19 protein-coding genes are annotated in these 24,592 nt (G+C 43.0%); 17 read left to right on the forward strand and 2 right to left on the reverse strand.

Features of this window, described 5'->3' with window-relative positions:
• Positions 1–490 precede the first annotated feature (490 nt).
• The 16 genes from scyA to trpD all read left to right on the forward strand — a co-directional run bounded on the left by scyA (position 491) and on the right by trpD (position 21,457).
• Positions 491–2,365 carry a scytonemin biosynthesis protein ScyA gene (gene scyA / locus V7K98_RS00140; protein WP_335018408.1) on the forward strand — a complete coding sequence of 625 codons (1,875 nt, stop codon included), beginning with the start codon at positions 491–493 and terminating at the stop codon, positions 2,363–2,365.
• A gap of 268 nt (positions 2,366–2,633) precedes the next feature.
• Entirely contained in the window at positions 2,634–3,695 is a 1,062-nt protein-coding gene (scyB, locus tag V7K98_RS00145) for a tryptophan dehydrogenase ScyB (protein ID WP_335018411.1), read from the forward strand.
• 25 nt (positions 3,696–3,720) lie between these two features.
• Positions 3,721–4,689 carry a scytonemin biosynthesis cyclase/decarboxylase ScyC gene (gene scyC / locus V7K98_RS00150; protein WP_335018413.1) on the forward strand — a complete coding sequence of 323 codons (969 nt, stop codon included), beginning with the start codon at positions 3,721–3,723 and terminating at the stop codon, positions 4,687–4,689.
• A 74-nt stretch (positions 4,690–4,763) separates the two neighbouring features.
• A complete protein-coding gene (locus V7K98_RS00155; protein ID WP_335018415.1) occupies positions 4,764–6,041 on the forward strand; it encodes a ScyD/ScyE family protein in 1,278 nt (425 codons plus the stop codon).
• Between the two features lie 97 nt (positions 6,042–6,138).
• Positions 6,139–7,512, forward strand: coding sequence for a ScyD/ScyE family protein (locus V7K98_RS00160; protein ID WP_335018417.1), 1,374 nt, complete (start codon positions 6,139–6,141; stop codon positions 7,510–7,512).
• A gap of 173 nt (positions 7,513–7,685) precedes the next feature.
• Positions 7,686–8,882, forward strand: coding sequence for a scytonemin biosynthesis PEP-CTERM protein ScyF (scyF, locus tag V7K98_RS00165; RefSeq protein ID WP_335018419.1), 1,197 nt, complete (start codon positions 7,686–7,688; stop codon positions 8,880–8,882).
• Positions 8,883–9,461: 579 nt separating this feature from the next.
• On the forward strand, positions 9,462–10,751 hold the full coding sequence (locus V7K98_RS00170) for a glycosyltransferase family 4 protein (protein ID WP_335018421.1): 1,290 nt from the start codon (positions 9,462–9,464) through the stop codon (positions 10,749–10,751).
• 18 nt (positions 10,752–10,769) lie between these two features.
• Positions 10,770–11,852 carry a bifunctional chorismate mutase/prephenate dehydrogenase gene (tyrA, locus tag V7K98_RS00175; protein ID WP_335018423.1) on the forward strand — a complete coding sequence of 361 codons (1,083 nt, stop codon included), beginning with the start codon at positions 10,770–10,772 and terminating at the stop codon, positions 11,850–11,852.
• Between the two features lie 345 nt (positions 11,853–12,197).
• Complete coding sequence (locus V7K98_RS00180) at positions 12,198–12,842, forward strand: DsbA family oxidoreductase (RefSeq protein ID WP_335018425.1); 645 nt, start codon at positions 12,198–12,200, stop codon at positions 12,840–12,842.
• A complete protein-coding gene (locus tag V7K98_RS00185; RefSeq protein ID WP_335018427.1) occupies positions 12,839–14,023 on the forward strand; it encodes a 3-dehydroquinate synthase in 1,185 nt (394 codons plus the stop codon). The genes V7K98_RS00180 and V7K98_RS00185 overlap by 4 nt, the downstream gene beginning before the upstream one ends.
• A 369-nt stretch (positions 14,024–14,392) precedes the next feature.
• Positions 14,393–16,600, forward strand: a complete 2,208-nt coding sequence (locus V7K98_RS00190; RefSeq protein ID WP_335018429.1) for an anthranilate synthase — start codon at positions 14,393–14,395, stop codon at positions 16,598–16,600.
• A gap of 150 nt (positions 16,601–16,750) precedes the next feature.
• Positions 16,751–17,578 (forward strand): indole-3-glycerol phosphate synthase TrpC, encoded by an 828-nt coding sequence (gene trpC, locus V7K98_RS00195; protein ID WP_335018431.1) that lies wholly within the window; start codon positions 16,751–16,753, stop codon positions 17,576–17,578.
• A 102-nt stretch (positions 17,579–17,680) separates the two neighbouring features.
• Positions 17,681–18,028 carry a hypothetical protein gene (locus V7K98_RS00200; RefSeq protein ID WP_335018433.1) on the forward strand — a complete coding sequence of 116 codons (348 nt, stop codon included), beginning with the start codon at positions 17,681–17,683 and terminating at the stop codon, positions 18,026–18,028.
• A 48-nt stretch (positions 18,029–18,076) separates the two neighbouring features.
• The gene (trpA, locus tag V7K98_RS00205) at positions 18,077–18,922 is read left to right on the forward strand and encodes a tryptophan synthase subunit alpha (RefSeq protein WP_335018435.1); all 846 of its coding nucleotides are present in this window, start codon (positions 18,077–18,079) and stop codon (positions 18,920–18,922) included.
• Positions 18,923–19,048: 126 nt separating this feature from the next.
• Complete coding sequence (gene trpB, locus V7K98_RS00210) at positions 19,049–20,278, forward strand: tryptophan synthase subunit beta (RefSeq protein ID WP_335018438.1); 1,230 nt, start codon at positions 19,049–19,051, stop codon at positions 20,276–20,278.
• An 87-nt stretch (positions 20,279–20,365) separates the two neighbouring features.
• Entirely contained in the window at positions 20,366–21,457 is a 1,092-nt protein-coding gene (gene trpD, locus V7K98_RS00215; RefSeq protein WP_335018843.1) for an anthranilate phosphoribosyltransferase, read from the forward strand.
• On the opposite strand, the gene V7K98_RS00220 is transcribed toward trpD, so the two are convergent.
• Positions 21,428–21,700 (reverse strand): hypothetical protein, encoded by a 273-nt coding sequence (locus V7K98_RS00220; RefSeq protein ID WP_335018440.1) that lies wholly within the window; start codon positions 21,698–21,700, stop codon positions 21,428–21,430. The two genes, trpD and V7K98_RS00220, sit on opposite strands and share 30 nt — an antisense overlap.
• A gap of 79 nt (positions 21,701–21,779) precedes the next feature.
• On the opposite strand from V7K98_RS00220, the gene aroF reads away from it, so the two are divergent.
• Positions 21,780–22,880: a 3-deoxy-7-phosphoheptulonate synthase gene (aroF, locus tag V7K98_RS00225; protein WP_335018442.1), complete on the forward strand. Its 1,101-nt coding sequence runs from the start codon at positions 21,780–21,782 to the stop codon at positions 22,878–22,880.
• A gap of 272 nt (positions 22,881–23,152) precedes the next feature.
• On the opposite strand, the gene V7K98_RS00230 is transcribed toward aroF, so the two are convergent.
• A complete protein-coding gene (locus tag V7K98_RS00230) occupies positions 23,153–24,589 on the reverse strand; it encodes a mechanosensitive ion channel family protein (protein ID WP_335018444.1) in 1,437 nt (478 codons plus the stop codon).
• Between the last annotated feature and the right edge of the window lie 3 nt (positions 24,590–24,592).

The following is a 24,592-nucleotide window of genomic DNA, read 5'->3' on the forward strand; positions in this document are numbered from 1 at the left end:
CATGCTTCTGTCATAGTAGCGATCGCAATGTAACAACCTCTTTAGGCAGTGAAATAAGTAGTTCAGCGTCATCAAACTTAACTATATTAGGCTTTGTAAAGTTTATGAGAAGCAGGTGAGTTAAGGATTAGTTGCTCCTTTGCATACTTTTAAATGATTTAGTTTTCGCGATCAACCGACTTCAGCACTGTAATTATCACAGTTAAAGCGAAAAATTTGACACCTCCATCAAAGGATTTTTGATTGTCCAATAGTTATCATCCGCTCTATTCTGTTCTCTAGAAGCACAGCGTTACTTGCTGTATGCTTTGCAAAATTTTTTTGGTAGTGCTATCACAACCATCAATCAGTAGCAATCAACCGTTTCTACTATCGACCAAACTCGGTTATACCTGTCACAAACAACAGAGTTGTTCGTATTAAATATTGCTAGCGCTGTGATTGTAAACTAAAAAGCCTTTGTGTAACTTTATGTAATTGCGTGAAACCAATGAGTCAAAACTATACTGGTTCAAACTCTCCTCTCATCACCACAGAGCCATACAAAGAACTTCCAGCAAACAGATATGTAGAGTCTTCTCGTCAGGTTGATGAATTGGAGAAGAACGGGGGAATTCAGCCTTTTTTAAATGACGAAATACCCCCAGCCCTTTCAGTTGCTGATGCGATCGCTCAAATGTTGGTAAATTTGGGAGTAAACTACGCTTTTGGTGTTGCTGGTGGTGCAATGGCCAGCCTTTGGGGGGCGTTATCCAATAGCAGCATAGAAGTGTTGAATTTCCGTCATGAAGCCGGAGCAGCATTTGCAGCCACCGAAGCATACTTTGCAAATAATCGCCCCACTGTAGTTTTTACCACAGCCGGGCCGGGGATCACCAACGCACTGACCGGATTATTTGCGGCTCGTGGTGAAGGTGCAAAGGTGATTTTGCTATCGGCTTGCACCTCAGCCCCGCAGCGTGGACGCTGGGCAATTCAAGAAACCAGCACTTATACATTGCCCAGTGGGGGAATTTTTACCCCAGGAGCGCTATTCAACTATGCAATCACCATCGAATCGGCGGCTCAACTACCGCAGATTTTTCGCAAACTGGCGATGGCTTTGGCGCAACCAGGCGGATTTGTCGCTCATTTGAGCATTCCCACGGCTGTGCAGACAAGTTTAGTTGAGGATGTAGCCTTACCTCAACTAGATGTTTCGCCATTTCCCATGACTGCTTCCAAAGAAGCGATCGCTAAATCTGTAGAGTTATTATCATCTGGCCCCTTTGCCATCTGGGTTGGTTTCGGTGCCCGTGATGCAGCAAACGAAATCCTGCAACTTGCAGAGAAAACTGGAGCAGCAGTTATCTGTTCACCCCGTGGAAAAGGTATCTTCCCTGAAGATCATCCCCAATTCGTGGGTGTTACAGGTTTAGGTGGTCATGCTTCCGTCTTAACTTATATGGAAGAACAACCTCCACTACGCACACTCGTATTAGGAACCCGCCTTGGTGAACCGACTTCCTTCTGGAGTTCGGCGTTAGTTCCCAAAAGAGGCTTTGTCCATGTAGATATTGACCCAGAAGTGCCAGGTGTAGCCTATCCACACGTTGAAACTTTTGGGGTTCGCTCTGATATCAAAGCTTTTGTGGAAGAGTTATTGCAGCAATTACCAAATGCTCCTCATTCCACAACTTTGTCGCTACCTCGTCCCGAACCCAAAGCAATTGAACCTGCAACAGATGTAGATTATCCAGTGCGGCCAGAAGTATTGATGGCTGCAATTCAAAAGATTGTTGTTGAAGGTAGCAATGCGATAGTCATGGCTGAGTGTGGTAACTCCTTTACTTGGTCAACTCATCTATTGCAATTTACCGAAGCCAATCGTTACCGAGTCAGCACCGGAGTCGGCGCAATGGGTCACGCTGTCACAGGTGTGTTGGGTGCAGCGTTGGCGAACAATAGCAAGGCTGTAGGCATTGTAGGCGATGGGGCAATGCTGATGAATAACGAAATCAGCACAGCCGTGAAATACAAAATTCCGGCGATTTGGATTGTCCTCAACGATGCGCGTTACAACATGTGCCATCAAGGGATGAAAATCTTGGGATTAAAAGGCGCAGATGCAACACTTCCACCCACAAACTTTGCGATGATTGCTCGTGGGATGGGAGCAGAAGCGATCGTGGTTGTTAGAGAGTCGGATATTGAAGCGGCATTAGAACAAGCGATCGCATCAAGTGTTCCCTTTCTCATTGATGTGGTGATTGATGCCGATCGCCCAGCACCTTCTGGTGGACGGAATAAGAGTTTAGCGGCGCAAGGAGTTAAATCAAATCTGGCGAAAAATGTAGCCAAGCAAGTTTCGTTTCCAATGGTTTGATTTTAAAAGCTGGCGATCGAGATTGCTCGAAGATTCTTTTTTACGAACCGCCAAGACGCCAAGGACGCAAAGGAAGAAATAGATAATCTGAGTTTCATTAATTCGTAGCGAATTTTCTGCGTACCTCTGCGTACCTTTGCGTTTAAATCTTAATCTTGAATTTTCTACGCTCTTTTACTTCATCTAATCTTAATATTCCAGAGTCTGTTTGTGTCTACATCTTTACATTTTGTAATGGTCATTACTTTACCCAAATTGAGAAACCAAAATGCTGCTATTTGAAACTGTCAGAGAAATGGGTCACGAACAAGTCCTATTTTGTCATGGTAAAAATCCTGAAATTAAGGCAATTATTGCCATCCATGACACAACCTTGGGCCCAGCAATGGGAGCGACAAGACTCATGCCTTATGTCAACGAAGAAGCGGCTTTAAAAGATGCACTTCGTCTTAGTCGGGGGATGACATATAAAGCTGCCTGTGCAAACATTCCGGCTGGTGGTGGAAAAGCAGTGATTATCGCTAATCCTGAAAATAAAACAGACGAGCTATTGAGAGCTTACGGACGTTTTGTTAACAGCCTCAATGGACGTTTTATTACCGGGCAAGATGTCAATATTACCCCTGATGATGTCCGAACAATCAGTCAAGAAACTAAACATGTTGTTGGAGTCTCAGAAAAATCTGGTGGGCCTGCTCCCATAACATCATTAGGAGTTTTTCTAGGAATCAAAGCTGCTGTAGAGTCTCGTTGGCAGAGCAAAAGACTTGATGGCATGAAAGTTGCAGTTCAAGGCTTGGGAAATGTCGGTAAAAATCTCTGTCGTCATTTACATGAGCATGATGTCAAGCTTTTTGTTAGCGATGTAGATCCAGCAAAAGCGGAAGAAGTAAAACGGCTTTTTGGTGCAACTATCGTAGAACCTAGCGAAATTTATAGTCTTGATGTAGATATCTTTTCTCCTTGCGCTTTAGGAGGAATTCTTAATAGCCATACAATTCCTTTTTTGCGAGCTTCTATTATTGCTGGTGCAGCTAATAATCAATTGGAGAATGAGCAATTACATGGTCAAATGCTTACCAAAAAAGGGATTCTCTACAGCCCTGATTATGTAATTAATGCTGGAGGACTAATCAACGTTTATAACGAAATGATTGGTTATGACGAAGAAAAAGCTTTCAAACAAGTGCATAACATTTATGACACCCTGTTAGCAATTTTCGATATTGCGAAAGTTCAGGGAGTTACTACCAACGATGCTGCTAAACGGTTAGCAGAAGACCGCATCAACAATAGTAAGCGAAGCAAGACCCAGGCGATCGCAGCTTAATTTTTATTATCTTCAGGAGTGAAAAGTGGAAAAAAATACTTTTGCAACATCAGCTTACATTGCGACTTCACCAGAGAGCGCCTTTAACTACCTTTGTAGTTTAAAGAACTTGGATGAATGGACACTTTATAGCCGGATGAAAGAGCAAGTTGACGAAGATACTTGGTTAGGAACTGCATCTGGTTATCACAAAAATCTCTATTATCACGTTAAAAAACTAGAAAATCCGCTTTTCTACGGTATTGAGTGGCATTGCGGATTAGACTATCAAAAATATTTTCAAGTTTATCCTGTTTTGCTGTTTCCCACCGACTACATCGAGCCGGGGACAGATGAAAAAGGTGTGTACTTTCACTGGTTGAGTTTTGTCGATCCTAAACGGCAGACTCAGATGATTATGCAAGGAATTCACACAGTCCACACCTCTGAATGTCGTTCTCTCAAAGGTAATTTGGAACGCAAAGCTGGTCTGACCTCAGCAGCCAAAGGAAGCCACTTTATCGATACAGACACCATCTATGTTGATGCCCCAATTGAAATCGGCATTGAATACTTAAAAGACTTACGAAATGTAGATGAGTGGGCGCATTTACTCCGTCCAAATAGTGATATTACTTCTGAATCAGGTGAATTCAAAGATGAATATGACCAAAAGGTAAAAGTTTCTGTACGAGTTCATAGTCTGAGTAAATATTACTTACTTGAACAAGAACATTTTTATCCAGACTACGAATATTATCAGCGTTCCGTAGCGTTACTTATCCCAACTGCTTATGCTTTCGCTGACCCCGAAGCTTCTGGTTTTATCTTGCATAGAATCACATTTTGGAAAACAGATGGAACTGTTAGCCACGGCAAACTTCAAATTGAAGACTTTGGCGCTGAAAGCATGAACATCAAACGTTTACTCGAAGCCAAAGCCGGCAATCTCAAATCATTCGACCGGGGAATGAGCTACCTCCCAAAAATTCAAGAATCCCTAGTTACTAACTAAAACCTCAGTGTTCCTTTGCGCTTCCCTCAGCGCCCCTCTGCGTTTAAAATTCCCCCCTCAATTCCCTGCAACACATGAAACTAAAACCACTTACTATTACCATCCTGACCTTTTGTGTTGCCGCCTTTTCTGGAATGAAAGCTGCATCAGCTACATCCTTTTCAGTAATCGCCGACGGTCTATATAATGCCGGCGGACTGAGTTTTGGCCCTGATGGTAGTCTCTATGTTACAGAGGCGGGAATCGGGGGAAGTGGGGCTTGTGTCCCACCCGCAAGCGGTCAAGGTGATTCATTATGCTATGGCACAACTGGGGCAGTTACCAAAATTGACAATGGTAAAACTGAACGCATACTTACAGGACTTCCTTCCTTAGCCTTACCAGATGGCACTGGAGCCGCAGGCCCTCGTGATATCAAATTTGATGCTCAAGGTAAACCTTATGTTCTGATTGGGTATGGGGCTAATCCAACCTTTCGCGATCGCAATTTAGGTGAAACTGACCTCGGTAAAATCATCACTGCCGATTTTAATACCAACTCCTGGACGACTATTGCCGATTTAGCTAACTACGAACTTGCCAAAAATCCTGATGGTGGTGATGTCGGTAGCAATCCCTTGGGTTTTGTAATAGATGGCAATAAGTTAATTGCAGTTGATGCCGGTGCAAACGACTTACTCAGCTTTAATGCCGATGGCAGTAACTTGCAAGCTATTACCACATTCCCCAAAGACATATTAGCTAATCCCGTCTTTCCACCCTCTGGTACTCCATCCAATGAACCGGCACAAGTACCATCTCAAGGTGAAGAGGTGCGATCGCGATCGCAGTTTGCAACCCAAGCAGTCCCCTCAAATGTGGCAAAAGGCCCTGACGGTGCTTATTATGTCAGCCAATTTACTGGTTTTCCCTTTCCTGAAGGTGGGGCAAAAATCTATCGAGTCGGTGCTGATGGTTTAGCAACAGTTTTCGCCGATGGTTTTACCCAACTTACAGATTTGGAATTTGATACTGACGGCAATTTGTATGCTTTGCAGTACGCCAATCAGTCAGCCTGGAAGGGGGATTTTGATGGTTCTGTGATCAAAATAGCTACCGATGGCACTCGTACAACTCTCTTGAGTGGCAATGGATTAGAGTCACCTAGCGCCCTGACTATTGGTGCTGATGGTGCAGTATATGTCACCAACCGAGGCGATCGCCCAGGACTTGGACAAGTTATCAGAATTGAGAATACCAAATCTATACCTGAACCTGATTCTACTTTAGGCGTATTAGCGATCGCAGCCTTGGGCGTTGGTTGGTTGCACAAGAAGAGAACCCCATTAGTAATTCGTAATTATGAATTGTGAATGGAATCGTGGCGCTTAAGTGAAGAGTTTCAAACCAATTGCGCGTTTCTCAAAACCATAAAGTTTTCCACTTACTTAATTTTCAATCTTCAAAGACATGAAACTCAAATCATTTCTCTTGACATCTGTTACATTTTGTTTTGGTGCTATTTGTGGAACATCCGTTGCACAAGCTGCAACACTAACGACTATTGTCGATGGAATCAGTAATGCACGGGGTGCTAGCTTTGGCCCCGATGGGACTCTTTACGTAGCAGAACCAGGTATCGGAGGAAACGGGAATTGCCAGCCATCTCCGAGTACACTATTTCAGCCTATCTGCGCTGGTAACACTGGCTCACTCGTCAAAGTTACACCAGACGGCACAAAACAACGTATACTTAATAACTTTGAGTCTCTAGCAGAGCAACCTACTGGCAACCAAGGAGCCGGTATTCAAGACTTGCAATTCGACTCTCAAGGGAATGCTTATCTTTTGACTGGATTTGCTGGTTATCCAGGAAACCGCGATCTAGAAACTCTTAACCTTGGCTCTACATCTACTCTCCCACAGGAGCAACTTGCTACTTTCCCACCATCCACACCCGATAAAGTTTTAAATACCCCGCTTTTAGCACAACTGTACAAAGTTGACTTGAACACCGGTTCTCTGACCAGTATTTTTGACTTCGCCAAGTATGAAATCACCAAAAATCCAGACCGTGGGGATGTAGTTACCAATCCTTATGACTTGACTGTTAATGGTGATAGTGCTTATGTCGTTGACGGAGGTGGGAACACTGCTTACAAAATTAAACTTGATGGAAGTGGCTTCCAGGCGATCGCAATTCCAAAAAATACTATTAGTAGCTCCGAGTTACCACCAGGATTAGAACTACCCCCTGGACTATTAGAAGAGCTTCCTGGAGGAAACATAGCGATTCAATCAGTACCTACAGGAGGTGCAATTGGCCCCGATGGAGCTTTATACGTTGGTGAATATACAGGTTTTCCTTATCCAGAAGGTAAATCGCGGATTTTCCGCATCGGTGAAGATGACAAACCAGAAGTTTTTCTAGATGGGTTTAACCACATCACAGACCTAACCTTTGATAAGAATGGCAATTTGCTGGTCTTACAGTTCAGCGACACCTCTCAGTTAGGGGGTGACATAACAAACCTACCTGGATCTCTCATCCAAGTTGCTCCTGACGGTACTCGTACAAAACTCGTTGCAGCAGGTGAAGGGCTAGATTCGGCTGATGGAATTACTATTGGCCCTGACGGCAAGATTTATATTACCAATCGCGGTGTCGGCCCAGGATTAGGGGAGGTTGTTCGGGTAGATGGTATCGTTACGGAAAAAGTCCCCGAACCTGCCTCAGTATTCGGTTTATTAGCACTTGCTGGTGTAGGTGCAACTGCTGCCTTCAACCGCAAACGTCCAGAAAGGTTGGGTGAAGAGTTGCTAGCTAAAGCAGAGATAGTCTAATTCCTCATTACCTACAGAGCCAGGTAATGGTTACAGAATAGACTGCTGCCTCATAGAGAAAGTTGCATTTCAGACAAGAGGCAGCAGCCCAAATTTTAGGATTCCCAAACTGGGACTGGGAACGAAATTAGTCTAGGAACGAGTATACCTCATACAACCAGGACTTAAAACTCATGAGATTAGTCAAAAATTTCTCACTTGCTATTCTCGGTACTGGATTCATGGTGTTGGCAACAGCAGCACAAGCCAAGGCCGTAACATTAACTTACGACAGAAGTATCGGTAGTCCTGGCTTCGGCCCTGGAGAACTATTTGTTCCCCAAGGTATAGCAGTAGATAGCCAAGGAAATACCCTCATAGCTAACGGACGCGGTGTTAACCCAGATGGTACTCCTAACTACAACGCCGGTAACAAAATTGAAAAATTTAGTCCAAGCGGTGAGTATATTGGAGCAATTGGCTCCGGCGGTACAGGGTCTGGGCAGTTTGACGAGCCAACAACTGTAGACTTTAATCCAGTAACAGGGGATTTGTATGCAGGTGATGTTTACAACAACCGCGTGAATCAATACGATTCTCAGGGTAACTTTATTAGATCCTTTGCAAATGGACAATTTACCCCTCTCGTAGAGGGTAGATTGTTCTTTGGGCCATCTGGTGTGACATTTGACAAAGCTGGCAACGTATACATCGGTGATTTTAACGGTGAAAGAATCCTTAAATTCACATCAGACGGACAGCAAATTGGTGTCATTGGTGGCACTGTTGGTACTGCACTTGGGCAATTCCAAGGTGTCGCAGGTATAAGAATTTCCCCAGTTAGTGGAAATATCTTTGTAGCTGACCAATATAACAACCGCGTTCAAGTACTCGATCCAAATGGTAATCCTCTGTTGGCATTTGGTTCAGCCGGTAGCGAACCTGGACAACTTCTTCAGCCAATTGGCATTGAAGTGGACGACCAAGAGAATGTTTATGTAGCTGATTCTATCAACAGCCGCGTTCAGGTATTTGATAAAAACGGTAACTTCTTGACTTCCTACGGTGAAAATGCACGCGATGCATCAGGTAATCCTGTACCGCCTCCAGCATTAACTGGCCCTCCTTTTGGCAACCCCCTCGACCTCACTCCCGGCAGATTTAACTGGACAGGTGGCACAAGCTACAAAGATGGCAAACTTTACGTCGGCGACTTCTTCCAAGGTCGCGTCCAAGTGTTAAACGTAGAAGGCAGACAGCAAGTACCAGAACCTGCTTCAACATTAGGTTTAGCATTGCTTGGATTTGGGGCTGCTACCGTCACATTGCGGAAACGTGGCAAACAAAAGCCAGTCTTCACTTTAGAGAAAGAACTACAAAAACAGTACTAATTTCTGATACTTGAGTCCCAGTTTTGTAGGGTGCGTTAGCCAAGGGCATAACGCACCATCTGAATAATTTCGATCCATTACACCATTTCTTTATGAGGCTGCGCCAAATTTTTTTGGCTTCTTCTTTCTTACTTTGTGTTCTTTGCGTCCTTTGCGGTTCGTTCCTCATATAGTTTGGTGCATCTTCATACAGAATTGGTATAGCGATTCCCATTCAGATGCGGTACAAGATTAATCGCAAAGTGTAAGGGCACCGCAGTGCCCATTGGTGTCAACTTAACGTGAAACTCTTGTAAAAACTGAATATTAAGTTCACTCACCACTGATTACGATCCGCGTTACCCCACCCTAACCCTCCCCTTATAAAGGGGAGGGAACCGGATTTCTTGTTTCCCCCCTTTATAAGGGGGGATTAAGGGGGGTAAAACGTCTGTGGGACAAAGTTTTGAGCTTAAATTGACAGCAATGGGCAGTGCCGTGCCCCTACCGGTGTACCTCACTCAACCGCGCTATATTACGCTTCTTGTAATTACGAATTACGAATTAAAAATCAAGGTGCTTCCAGGAAATTAAGAGTTCATGCACATTCTGATTTATTCATATAACTATCATCCAGAACCAATTGGTATTGCACCTTTGATGACCGAACTAGCAGAAGGGCTGGTGAAACGAGGACATCAAGTGCGGGTAATTACGGGTATGCCTAACTATCCTCAGCGTCAGATTTATGACGGATATCGAGGTAAGTTATATCTTACTGAACAGAAAAATGGTGTCAAAATTCAACGTAGTTACCTGCGGATTAAGTCTAAACCTAACCTTATAGATCGGCTACTGTTAGAGTTGAGCTTTGTTTTTACAAGTTTGCCACAAGCATTTAAGGGTGAGCGACCTGATGTAATTCTTTTAACAGTACCGCCGTTATTAGTTTGTTTACCTGCAACTTTAATAGGTTGGCTATACAACTGTCCAGTAGTGTTGAATGTGCAAGACATCCTCCCAGAAGCTGGTGTGCGGGTTGGGCTAATTAAAAATAAGTTGATGATTAAAGCTCTGGAAGCTTTAGAAAAATTTGCTTACAGAACTGCACATACCATTAGCGTAATAGCCGATGGCTTCGTAGATAATCTCATAAATAAAGGTGTACCTGTTAATAAAATTGCCTGTATTCCCAATTGGGTGAATCTAAATTTTATTCGCCCTTTACCGAGAGAAAATAACTCTTGGAGAGCTACCCATCAACTCAATGGTAAATTTGTAGTCCTTTATTCGGGTAATATTGCTCTCACACAGGGTTTGGAAACAGTAATAGAAGCAGCAGCCCGGTTATGTCATCTAAAAGAAATTGTCTTTGTTATTGCTGGCGAATCTCAAGCCCTCAAAAGATTGCAAAAACATTGTCTTGCTTGTGGTGCAGATAACGTTTTACTTTTACCATTGCAACCGCGAGAAAAACTACCACAAATGTTAGCAGCCGCAGATGTGGGGTTAATTGTGCAAAAGCGGAATGTAATTTCCTTCAATATGCCTTCTAAAATACCACTGTTGCTAGCCAGTGGTCGCCCGATTGTGGGTTCAGTTCCCGCCACGGGGACTGCTGCGAAAGCTATCAGACAAAGTGGTGGCGGCGTTATCGTTGAGCCTGAGTCAGCAGATGCTTTGGCTGCGGCGGTGCTGGATTTATATCATCAGCCGGAATTAGCAGCGCAATTAGGACGTAAGGGAAGAAAGTTTGCGGTAGAAAACTATTCTTTTGAGCAAGCGCTAGACCGATATGAAGAGTTATTTGCTGATGCGATCGCTAAAAAAGCAACAAACCTGGATATCTTACCAGAAATAAGTTCTAAAGAATCACTTGTTGATATTTGAAAATTGGGGAAGGAAAAAATGCCTCTGAAATCCTCTTATTCAGATCAGCTTAAAAAAACTGACCAGAGCTTGATCGCCTTACTTAGCGATCGCATATCATTATTAGCAGCATCAGAACAGCCTTCTTTAGATGAACAACTGGCTGATGTCGCTCCCCTACTCGCCCAAGCTGGTATTCCTGAGTCTGTTTGGGCGGGTGTAGTAAAGAGTTGTCATGCCAGTCTTACCCCTAAATCTGCCACAAATCATGTTATTCCCCGACAAGTTACCATCATCGGTGGACACGGCAGGATGGGAAGATTATTTAAAGAGCAGCTTTCTGTAGTAGGTCACAATGTTAGCGTTCTCGAACATGATAATTGGGAATATGCAGATAAACTGTTAAATCAGGCAGAATTAGTATTAGTAAGTGTTCCTATTGAATATACGGTTGATGTTATCAAGCGGGCAGCAAAATATCTTGCTCCAACTACAGCTTTGTGTGACATCACAAGTATTAAAACACAGCCTACTCAAGCAATGCTCGAACACCATTGTGGCCCCGTTATGGGTTTACATCCAATGTTTGGGCCAAATATCAAATCGTTTTTGGGACAAAAGGTGGTACTATGTCCAGGTCGAAATGATGATTCATTTCAATGGTTATTAGATTTTCTTAAAAGTAAAGGTAGTGAGTTAATTGTTTGCACGCCTGAAGAACACGATCAAATGATGGTGATTATTCAAGCAACGCAGCATTTTTGTAGATTTAGTCTTGGTGTTTTCTTAGCACAAACAAGAGTTGAGATAGAGCAGAGTTTAACAATGTCAACTCCTAACTATCGTCAAGAAATTGATATTGTGAAACGTCTGTTTTCTCAAAATCCTAATTTATGTGTTGATATTATGCTAGCTACTGAAGAAAGGTGTAATGCTATTAGTTTTTTAGCTAATACTTATAGCCGATTGGCTAGACTGGTGGCTAGCAAGGATAGAGAGGCATTAATTAAAGAATTTGAAAATGCTCAAGGCTTTTTTGAAGGGAAAATTAACAGTTTTATCCAGCCTTTAAATGCAACGGCTATTCAAAGAGATTTTAAACCACAGAATATTAGCATTTGAATAATAATTTTGTATGAGGGACGAACCGCAAAGGGCGCAAAGGACGCTAAGGAAGAAAGAGAGAGAGAGAGAGAGGCAATAAAATTTAGTACAGCCTCGGAGGTTGTTTGAAAAGTAGTTTGCTGTAATTTTAATCACATACCCCCCTTAATCCACCGTTGTAAAGGGGGGAAACAAGAAAAATCCGGTTCCCTCACGCCACTTGCTTTAAGTCGGCAGAGCCGCCCAACGCAGTGGCTCCCCAATACATAGGGGGAGGGTTAGGGTGGGGTAAAAAATATTTGATACATCAATCATGACTTTTCAAACAACCTCTCATTAAGAAATGGATGAATAACGAAAACTATGCTGATAGACATTTTTCATGATACTGTTTGTCCTTGGTGCAGAATTGGGAAAAAGCATCTGTTTGATGCACTGGCACAATGGCAAGAACAAGAGGTACATATTCGATGGCATCCCTTTCTTCTGGATAATACTGTTCCTGCTGACGGATACGAATTTCGCAGTTTTATGCAAAAGAGAAAGGGCATTAAAACGGAAGAACTGCAACAGATGTTTAATTATGTGCAACAAGCAGGTGAGGCGGCTGGGGTTAAGCTAAATTTTGATAAAATTCGTTTGGCTGTCGATACTAAGCTTTCTCACCAACTGATTGCACTCGCACCCGCAAATGTAAAACATGATGTCGTAGAATCTATTTATAGAGCTTACTTTGAAGAGGGTTTGAATATCGGAGATATTAAGATTATTGTTGCCATTGGGACAGCATATCAGATGGATGGTACGGAATTAAGGTTGCAATTAAATGATTGTGATGTGGTTGATGTAGTTATTGCTGAATCAGCATTTGCTCGATTAAATGGCATCAGCAGTGTGCCGTTTTTTATCATGAATAATCAAGTCAAGGTAAATGGTTCTTACTCAGTCGAGGTGTTCCTTGAATCTTTGAATAGTGCTGCACTTTTAGATATACCTGCAAAAATATGATTGTTGACATCAAACAAAAAAGTAAATTAATTAATCAACGTGTTTCGGTTACTTTTAACTATGAGGTTTACTTCACCCAAAATTTATTTGAGTTAAAAAACCCGACGCTAGCGCAAGTGGTTACGGCTAATGAGGAGACAAAGCCGAAAAAATTAGTTGCAGTGATAGACGCAGGAATATTAAAGTATCAACCGGAATTGGTGAAGCAATTAGTTGCGTATACCAAGTTTTATGGAGAGGTATTAGCGATCGCAGCCGAACCCATGATAATTTCGGGAGGAGAAGCTGCCAAAAACGATCGCACTTTTGTAGAGAAAATCCAGCAACTCATTGAAACAGCCGGATTATGTCGCCATTCTTATGTGTTAGCTATAGGGGGCGGGGCGATATTGGATTTGGTAGGATATGCTGCTGCAACAGCTCACCGGGGAATTCGTCTAATTCGGGTTCCGACAACGGTGTTAGCGCAAAATGATTCTGGGGTTGGGGTAAAAAATGGCATCAATGCCTTTGGTAAAAAGAACTTTCTCGGCACATTTGCGCCACCTTATGCAGTTATAAATGACTCTGCATTCTTGACAACCCTAGACGATCGCGATTGGCGTTCTGGGATTGCAGAAGCCGTGAAAGTGGCGCTGATTAAGGATGCTAAGTTTTTTGATTATATCCATTCTCACAGCAAAGCCCTTGGGCAGCGAGACATGGATGCTATGCAACAAGTTATTTATCGTTGCGCCCAGTTGCATTTAGAACATATTGCTAATAGTGGCGATGCTTTTGAAATGGGTTCCTCTCGCCCTTTGGATTTTGGACATTGGGCGGCTCATAAACTGGAGCATTTGACAAATTATCGCTTGCGTCATGGCGAAGCTGTTGCAATCGGTATTGCTTTGGATAGCACCTATTCTTATTTAGCAGGATTGCTTGATTGTTCAGAGTGGCAACGAATATTAAATACTTTATCGGCGTTGGGTTTCACGTTGTATGTGCCAGAAATGGGTGAAAAGTTATCACAATTGGAAGATCCTGATTGTTTGTTCCGGGGGTTAACTGAGTTCCGCGAACATTTGGGGGGAGAGTTGACTTTAATGTTGTTACAAAGGATTGGGAATGGAGTTGAGGTTCATGAGGTGAATTTGTTGTTGTATAGGCAAGCAATATCGCTGTTGCGGGGGGTTTAGGAGGGGATTTTAAACGCAAAGGGGCGCTGAGGGAAGCGCTGAGGTACGCGGAGGTTTAAGATTTGAGATTATCTACTACTTTTGAAGGAGACAAGGAATCTAAGTTTATTTTTGTTGAGAACAGGACTAGAAAAGCGAATAAATTGACATTGAATCTAAAAATTATTCAATATATTATCTGCTTGATATCTAGTACTCTTAAATAAGAAGCAAAAAGTTTTTAATTACCTTTTTTACAAATAGTCCGCATTAAATAGGCTGGTTTAGATTGATATCCAATATCTAAGTTGTTATTTGTCTATAAACAACTACTAATAACCATTAATAGCTTTCGACTAATAACTAATAACTCTTATAGAGTAATTACCCATGATTTTTGATTCCCGTTCATACGAAACCGTTGGTGGCGTAAGTGTTTCTCGCTCCATCACTGAAGTGAAGATGGATACTGCTCTCGAAGATATTTTGTTTCATCTAAATTCTCAGCGTGGTGGCTTGCTAAGAAGTAGCTACGAATATCCAGGCAGATATAAAAGATGGGCAATTGGATTTGTCAATCCACCATTGGAATTAAGTACACAAGAAAATGCTTTCAATTTGATAGCGTTGAATGAACGCGGTCAAGTACTTCTACCATTACTGTTAGAGTGTTTATCCAACTCAAGCCAACTTGAGAAAGTTACTTTAGACAATAATAATATTGTCGGCTTTGTGAAATCTACGAAGAGATTATTTACTGAAGAAGAACGCAGTAAACAACCTTCAGCATTTACAGTTGTCCGCGAAATTCTACACACTTTCTCTAGCCAAGAAGATGAGCATTTAGGATTGTATGGGGCTTTTGGTTATGACTTAGTTTTTCAGTTTGAACCAATTACCCAACGTCTGGAACGTCCTACGGATCAGCGCGATTTGGTACTTTATTTACCTGATGAATTGATAGTTGTTGACTATTATCAGCAACGAGCATTTCGTTTACAATATGATTTTGAAACAGCGCACGGCAATACTAAAAATCTGCCTCGAACAGGTGAGTCTATTGATTATCGCGGAAAACATCTTTTCCCAAATCAAACTGCCGATCATAAAGTAGGCGAATATGCCAAAAAAGTTGAGTCTGCACTCGATTATTTCCGCCGAGGGGATTTATTTGAAGTTGTTCCTAGCCAAAACTTTTTTGAAGGCTATGAAGATGAACCGAGCAAACTTTTTGAAACTTTAAAGGATATAAATCCTAGTCCTTATGGGTTTATTTTTAATTTAGGTGGAGAATATCTGATTGGCGCATCTCCAGAAATGTTTGTGAGAGTTGAAGGGAAGCGGGTAGAAACTTGTCCTATTAGTGGTACTATCAGCCGGGGACTAGATGCTCTCGATGATGCGGTGCAAATTCGTCATTTACTCAACTCCCACAAAGATGAAGCTGAGTTGACGATGTGTACTGATGTCGATCGCAATGACAAATCCCGAATCTGCGAACCTGGTTCAGTTCAAGTCATTGGTCGTCGCCAAATTGAATTATACAGCCACTTGATTCATACAGTGGATCATGTTGAGGGTATACTGCGATCGCAATTTGATGCTTTAGATGCCTTTCTTTCCCACACTTGGGCGGTTACAGTCACCGGCGCACCCAAAAAAGCCGCCATAGATTTTATTGAACAGCATGAGCGTAGCGCCCGCCGTTGGTATGGTGGAGCAGTCGGTTATTTAAATTTCAATGGGAATTTAAATACTGGCTTAATTCTGCGGACAATCCGATTAAAGGACTGCATCGCCGAAGTGCGAGTTGGTGCTACTGTCCTTTATGACTCCATACCCCAAGCAGAAGAACAAGAAACAATTACCAAAGCGGCTGCTTTATTTGAAACAATTCGTCGTGTTAAGCAAAGCAGTCAGAAAATCGATGAATCCAGTTCCATCAAATCAACTAAAATCCTTCCAAGTGCGGCAACAGGCAAACGCATCTTACTAATAGATTATGAAGACTCATTTGTTCATACATTAGCTAATTACATTCGCCAAACAGGTGCAAGTGTCACCACACTCCGTCATGGTTTCTCAGAATCGCTATTCGATACAGAACGCCCTGACTTAGTTGTATTATCTCCCGGCCCTGGTAGACCAAGTGATTTTAGGGTTCCCCAGACTGTCGGTGCTATTCTTCACCGCAAAATTCCCATTTTTGGAGTTTGTCTAGGGCTGCAAGGCATCGTTGAAGCTTTTGATGGACAATTGGGAGTTCTCAACTATCCTCAACATGGGAAATCTTCACGGATTTTCGTTACTGATTCAGATTCTGTTACCTTCAAGAATTTGCCAGAATCCTTTACCGTGGGTAGATATCATTCATTGTTTGCTCTCCCGCAGCATTTGCCCGAAGAACTAAAGGTGACAGCGATTTCTGATGACAACGTAATTATGGCTATTGAACATCAGACACTTCCTATCGCCGCCGTTCAGTTTCATCCAGAATCAATCATGACTTTAGCGGGAGAAGTCGGTTTAGAAATCATTAAAAATGTCGTGCGTGCATATACAACTAAAGAGTCATTAGTAATTGGGCATGGGGCATAGGGCATTGGGCATAGGGCATTGGGCATTGGGCATTGGGCATGGGGCATTGCATTGGTTATTCTTCTTTCTTGTCCCCCCTGCTCCTCCTACTTCCCCTGCTCCCCCTACTCCCTACTCCCCACTCCCCACTCCCCACTCCCCAAACATTTTATGACTAACCAAATTACCACTTCCCGCCATATTCTTGAAGAAATTGTGTTGCATAAAAGGCAAGAAGTTGCACAGATGCAGCAAGAACTTTCTTTAGCTTCTTTGCAACAACAGTTAATTACTGCTCCAACTATCCGAAATTTTTTAGCTGCTTTACAACAAAATCCTAATCAACCTAGCTTAATTGCCGAGGTGAAAAAGGCATCACCTAGCCGTGGGATTATTAGGGCAGATTTTGATCCAGTAGCGATCGCTCAAGCTTATGAACGAGGTGGCGCAGCTTGTCTCTCAATCCTCACTGATCATAAGTTTTTTCAGGGCAGTTTTGACAATCTGCGGCGTGTGCGTCAGAAAGTAGCATTGCCCTTACTGTGCAAAGAATTCATCATTAACCCTTATCAAATTTATCTAGCACGGACAGCAGGCGCAGATGCAGTTTTGTTGATTGCCGCTATTTTATCAGACCAAGAACTACAAAACTTTCTACGAGTGATTCACGATTTGGGCATGAATGCACTGGTAGAAGTCCATACTTTGGCTGAACTGGATAGAGTTCTTAAGCTTGACGATTTACATTTAGTCGGAATCAACAATCGCAATCTAGATGATTTCACAGTTGATTTAGGAATAACACAGAAACTTTTAGCACAGCGCCAGCAATATTTGCAAAGCTTAAATATCACTATCGTCAGTGAATCTGGACTGTATACCCCTGCTGATTTATCCCTTGTCGCTCAAGCTGGTGTCCGTGCGGTTTTAGTTGGAGAGTCTTTAGTTAAACAAAGGGATGTAGAGCAAGCTGCGCGGAGTCTTTTAAGGCTTTCTTAGAATACAGACCTAACCCCCAGCCCCTTCCCTTGCAGGGAAGGGGAGTAAGATTCAAAGCCTCTCTCCTTTTAAGAGAGAGGTTTGGAGAGAGGTCAAAGTGTATTGCATCCAAGCGAGAAGCGCTACATTACTACTTCAAAAAATGAAGCTCTTATACTCGCTGACGGAGCTAAAAGACTCGTTAACGGAGATAAAAGCCTCATTCACGGAGATAAAAGCCTCATTCACGGAGCTAAAAGACTCGTTAACGGAGCTAAAAGACTCGTTAACGGAGATAAAAGCCTCATTCACGGAGCTAAAAGACTCATTAATGGAGCTAAAAGACTCATTAATGGAGCTAAAAGACTCGTTAACGGAGATAAAAGGCTCATTAACGGAGATAAAAGGCTCATTAACGGAGCTAAAAGACTCGACAACAACAAATATAGCGTGGGTATCGCTAATTCCTAAATATTGATTCTTCCAGAACTATTAACTAATCATTAACTATTTTTCAAAATGACTTCTATCTCCAATTCCTTTCAAACCTTACGAGTTAGCGCAGCTTCTTTGCAGCGCCAACAGTGTGCTTTAATCCCCTTTATCACAGCAGGCGATCCTAACTTAGAAACCACTGCCCAAGCTTTACACATCTTAGATCGCAACGGTGCTGACTTCATCGAGTTGGGCATTCCCTACTCCGATCCTCTCGCAGATGGGCCTGTGATTCAAGCAGCCGCAACTCGTGCTTTACAAAAAGGCACAAAATTAGAGCAAGTATTAGAGATGTTGCAAGGTGTAACCCCTACCCTGAAAGCGCCGATAATTCTCTTTACTTATTACAATCCCATTTTGCACCGGGGTATCAAGACATTTTTGGCGCAAATTGCTGCTGCTGGGGCGCGAGGCTTGGTAGTGCCAGACTTGCCCTTAGAAGAAGCAGAAGAATTAATCCAAACTGCTGCATCTTTTGGAATTGAGGTAATTTTACTCGTAGCTCCTACTAGTTCTAAAGATAGGATTTTAGCGATCGCTCGTCAATCCCAGGGTTTTATTTACTTGGTAAGCGTTACAGGGGTTACAGGTATCCGCACTCAAATCCAACACCGCGTAAAAGATTTAATAACAGATTTGCGAAGCGTCACCGATAAACCCATCGGCGTTGGTTTTGGCATCTCAGATTCACAACAAGCGCATCAAGTAATGGAATGGGGAGCAGATGCCGTAATTGTTGGTAGCGCCTTTGTCAAACGGTTAGCCGAAGGTAGCCCAACCGAAGGACTACAAGCTGTAGAAAAGCTTTGTCGAGAACTCAAAGCAGCAATTACCCCAGTATCCCTGCAAAAAGCTGTTTCAGCTAAGTAAAAAACCTCTTTCTTCTCTCTGTGCCCTCTGCGCCTCTGTGGTTCGATAAAAAATAACGAACCGCAGAGGCACAGAGAACACAGAGGAAATTCAAAAATATATTTCAACGTAAAAGGATTTTAACCAGTGGTAAGCATACAAGACATCAAGACTGCAACTGTGCAACCAGATTCTCTAGGCAGATTTGGCAGATTCGGCGGTAAATACGTCCCCGAAACCTTAATGCCTGCATTAAGTGAATTAGAATCAGCATTTCATCAATATCGCAATGAGCCGAGTTTCCAAGCAGAACTGCAAAACTTACTGCGTGACTATGTAGGACGACCCAGCCCATTATATTTTGCTGAACGCCTGACAACAAACTACGCTAGACCAGATGGCACAGGGCCGCAAATCTATTTAAAGCGTGAGGATTTGAATCATACAGGCGCTCACAAAATTAATAATGCTTTAGCTCAAGTGCTGCTAGCTAAACGCATGGGTAAGCAACGGATTATTGCCGAGACAGGCGCAGGACAACATGGTGTAGCAACTGCAACCGTGTGTGCGCGATTTGGTTTGAAATGTGTGATTTACATGGGCATCCACGATATGGAACGCCAATCACTGAATGTCTTCCGCATGAAGTTAATGGGGGCTGAAGTGCGTCCGGTAGAAGCAGGTACGGGAACTCTTAAAGATGCAACTTCCGAAGCAATTCGAGATTGGGTGACAAATGTAGAAACAACCCATTACATCCTTGGTTCAGTTGCCGGGCCTCATCCCTACCCGATGATTGTCCGTGACTTCCACGCGGTAATTGGTGTAGAAACTCGCGCTCAATCCCAAGAGAAATGGGGAGGATTACCAGATATTTTACTAGCTTGCGTGGGTGGAGGTTCCAATGCAATTGGCTTATTCAATGAATTTGTCCATGAATCATCAGTGCGTCTAATTGGAGTCGAAGCGGCGGGCGAAGGTGTAGATACAGATAAACACGCTGCTACCTTGACAAAGGGAAGAATAGGTGTATTGCATGGTGCAATGAGCTATTTACTGCAAGATGATGATGGTCAAGTCATCGAAGCTCATTCAATTAGTGCCGGATTAGATTATCCCGGCGTTGGCCCTGAGCATAGTTATTTAAAGGATCTTGGTCGCGCTGAATATTACAGTGTTACTGATAAACAAGCGTTAGATGCCTTTCAAAAACTTTCGCAACTAGAGGGAATTATCCCAGCTTTAGAAACTGCTCACGCGATCGCATATCTCGAAACCCTTTGCCCTCAGTTAGAAGGCAATCCCCGCATCGTCATTAATTGTTCCGGCAGAGGTGACAAAGATGTGCAAACAGTCGCAAAAGTCTTGATTCCTTAATTTGTCATTTGTCATTTGTCATTTGTCTTTCGTGAATGACTAATGACCGATAACCAATGCCCCATGCCCCATGCCCCATGCCCAATTATGATAGCTGTAACTCAAACTCCACCTGAGAATATCTCCATCCCTTCTGAGTTCTACAACTGGCCAGCTTTATTACAACAGTTGCTAAATCGGCAATCGTTGACGGTTTCTCAAGCGACAGATTTGATGCAAGGTTGGCTCACAGATTCCATCCCTCATGTCCTATCAGGAGCGATTTTAACCGCAATTCAAGCCAAAGGCGTATCCGCCGAAGAACTAGTAGGCATGGCCACCGTTTTACAATCCCAATCCCCCCCACTCAGCACTCAGCACTCAGTCCCCCTAATTGACACCTGCGGAACTGGCGGAGACGGCGCTTCCACCTTTAATATTTCCACTGCTGTCGCCTTTGTTGCTGCCGCCGCCGGGGTAAAAGTTGCTAAACATGGCAATCGTTCGGCATCCAGTAAGACTGGTTCGGCTGATGTGCTGGAAGCTTTGGGGATAAATCTCAACGCCACTCCTGAGAAAGTGCAAGCCGCAGTGGGTGAGATTGGAATCACATTTTTGTTTGCTCCCGGTTGGCATCCTGCACTCAAAGCGATCGCAACTTTACGAAAAACTTTGAAGGTGCGGACTGTTTTTAATTTACTCGGCCCGCTTGTAAATCCCATGCGGCCAACGGGGCAAATTATTGGTGTGAACGATCCGCTTTTACTAGAAGAAATTGTGCAAGCTTTATCGCAATTGGGATGTCAACAAGCGATCGCAGTTCATGGACGCGAACGTTTAGATGAAGCTGGTTTAGCAGATGTCACTGACTTAGCTGTACTCCAAGATAAAAAGGTGCGTTCTCTAACGCTGAACCCTCAAGAACTTGGTTTAAGTTTTGCCCCCACTGCGGCATTGCACGGTGGAGATGTCCAAGAAAATGCCGAAATTTTGAAGGCAGTTCTCCAAGGTAAAGGCACGCAAGCGCAGCAAGATGTTGTCGCTTTAAATACAGCCCTTGCACTGCAAGTTGGTGAAGCCATCGATGGGGAAACGGATATTTTAGCTGGTTGTGTTAAAGGTATTGTCCTTGCAAAGGAAATCTTGCAAAGCGGTGCGGCTTGGACAAAGTTAGAACAACTTGCTGAATTTTTGCACTAGACGAATCTTTCCCATCCAGCCAAATACTGCGTAGGTTGGGTTGAGGAACGAAACCCAACATCTTACGGAGTTTGTTGGGTTTCGCAAAGCCTCAACCCAACCTACTTGCAATGCCAATGCATCGACTTGCAATGCCAATGCATCGACCTGCAATGCCAATGCATCGACCTGCAATGCCAATGCATCGACCTGCAATGCTAATACATCAACCTGCAATGCCAATACATCGACCTGCAATGCCAATGCATCGACCTGCAATGCCAATGCATCGACTTGCAATGATTAATCTTCGCACCCACAAACTATACACAAGGAAAAACAGATGATTATCATACTTAAAAATGGTACACCTGCTGAGGAAATTACTCGCATCAGCCAAGAACTGAGTGAAACTTGGAAAGTCACAGTAGAAAAAAGCATTGGCACTCATAAAGTTGTACTAGGGTTAATTGGTGATACCACTAGCATCGATAAATTACAGGTTCAAGAATTCAACCCTTGGATTGAGCAAGTATTACGAGTGCAACAACCTTTCAAGCGGGTAAGCCGAGAATTCCGACATGGAGAAGCTAGCGAGGTTGTTGTACCTACACCCAACGGTGATGTCTATTTCGGCGAACATCACCCCATCGTAATGGTAGCTGGCCCTTGTTCCGTTGAAAATGAAGCGATGATTGTCGAAACAGCAAAGCGCGTCAAGGCAGCAGGAGCGCAATTTCTCCGTGGTGGAGCTTACAAACCTCGCACTTCACCTTATGCCTTTCAAGGTTATGGTGAAAGCGCTTTAGATTTATTAGCAGCAGCGCGGGAAGCTACTGGTTTGGGTATCGTCACAGAACTGATGGATGCTGCGGATTTATCAGCAGTAGCAAAAACAGCTGACATAATCCAAATCGGGGCGCGGAATATGCACAACTTCTCGCTGCTGAAAAAGGTAGGCGCTCAAGATAAACCTGTGCTGCTGAAGCGGGGGATGTCTGCCACAATTGACGAGTGGCTAATGGCAGCAGAATATATTTTGGCATCTGGGAATCCAAATGTAATTCTTTGTGAGCGAGGAATCAGAACCTTTGATGGTAAATATGCCCGCAATACTTTAGATTTATCTGTGCTTCCGGTATTGCGATCGCTAACCCATTTACCGATTATGATCGATCCTAGTCATGGTACTGGTAGATCGGAATATGTTCCATCAATGGCAATGGCTGCGATCGCAGCTGGTACAGATGCCTTAATGATTGAAGTTCACCCCAATCCCGCAAAAGCTTTATCTGACGGGCCTCAATCTCTCACCCCTGATAAATTTGACCGCTTAGTTCAAGAAATGTCAATTCTGGGCAAAGTAGTCAATCGCTGGTCTACACCTACATTTGATAGCATTAATGACAAGCGCATTCTCTTCACCCCAGAACTTTCAAAGTAGACAGAGTGTAATCTAAGGAATAAGAATTAAATAACATCCAGTTTATACCTCTGGCTTACCTCACCCTCAATCCCTCTCCTTGTAAAGGAGAGGGAAGCTAGAGACAGGATAAAGTTTTGCATTTTATTTAATCCACGTTCCTAAGCTAATTTTTTGTGAATGGCTAAACCCGCTCAACGGATTTTGTAAACAAAACAGGATTTACGCAAAAAATAGTCCATACTTGTGTGTACACCGTAGCCCTTTACAAGGGGGGATTAAGGGGAAGTAAATCAGATGCGCTTAATTGCCTTATCTCGCTCCTCAATTAAGCGGTTGATTTCTAAAGCAAACTTAGGACTGTGTTCTGCCAAGTCGATGATTACCTCAGTCGGAATTACGATCGCCTGTAAATCTTGAACCACCTTCACAGCCACTAAACTGGGTTGTCCTGCTAAGAGTGACATTTCACCGAAACAATCCCCACTTGACAAACGAAATACTTCTTGCTCTTTCCCTTGAGAGTTTTTTACCAAGAGGTTAACGCATCCATCCCAAACAATAAAAAATCCTTTGTCGAGATTTCCAGCTTTGACAATACATTCACCTATGCCATATTCTTCAACAATAGCGCTACGAGCAAGTTTATTGATAGTACTAGGATCGAGGAAGGCAAGATAAGGCAAGGCTTCCAAATATTCCAATATTCTTTCTTGTGGAACTTCGTTTTTTAACAAAGCTTGATCGAGAGAATATTCCATTTGAGTCGGCAAGGGAATTGTTAACTTGTTACGCTTCACAGCGTAGTAGATTCGTTTTAACAACTCGCCTCTGATATCATCTTTTTTAGAATAATTATTGATGTAGATTTTCAGTTCGTAGCTGATGAAAAAATCTCCATATTCTTTGATGCGGATGTTAGGTTGTGGATCGGCAAGAATTCCTGTAGTTTCTAATGCAGCTTTTTGAAGAATATCTATAACCTGATTAGGCAAATCATTATAAGAAAACCTGACAAAAACCCTTTCTGCATGGAGGGGATTGAGTAAGGTGTAGTTTTCAAAAGTTGTTTTCCCCAGTTCTCCATTCGGGATGATAATGATGTCTCTATTTCGGGTTCTTAGGCGAACAGCCCGCCAATTCATCTCAATGACTTCTCCTTCAAAATTTGTGCCTGTTCGCAGCGAAATTTTTAGCCAATCTCCTTCTTCAAAGGGTCTTTCCATGAGTAGCAGGAAACCTGACACTAAATTGCTCAGGGTATCTTGCAGAGCTAACGCTACCACTAAAGAACCAACGCCAAGAGTAGTTGTAATTTGTGCTAAGTCAATTTTCCAAATATTAGAAAGAATATGCACCCCAATGAGCAATACAACTGATGCCCTTGCTAATAATAGGTAGAGATTTGGGACTCGAATTTGCCAAACTTTGGGTTTTTTGCGGGTTGTCAGGGTAGTGTTTAAAAAAGATAGTCCTGTATAGATAATTGTCACCCAAAATAAGGTTTCGGCTGTACGTACCAAGTTTGCTGAAGGTTCCAGAATGAGAATCTGACGCATCACTAGCCATGCAGTCAAAAATGGTAAAACTAGATTCCGCAGATGTTGCAGTGTTTCTAATAATGGTATATTCTGCCGTTGTAATCTCTCAATTACTTCGTTGAGAGCGATCGCCACCACAGGGACTCCCAGCATCAAGGCTATTGCCCAAGTTAAAATGTCTTGGTGCATGAT

Source organism: Nostoc sp., from assembly GCF_036917435.1.
GTDB lineage: Bacteria > Cyanobacteriota > Cyanobacteriia > Cyanobacteriales > Nostocaceae > Nostoc.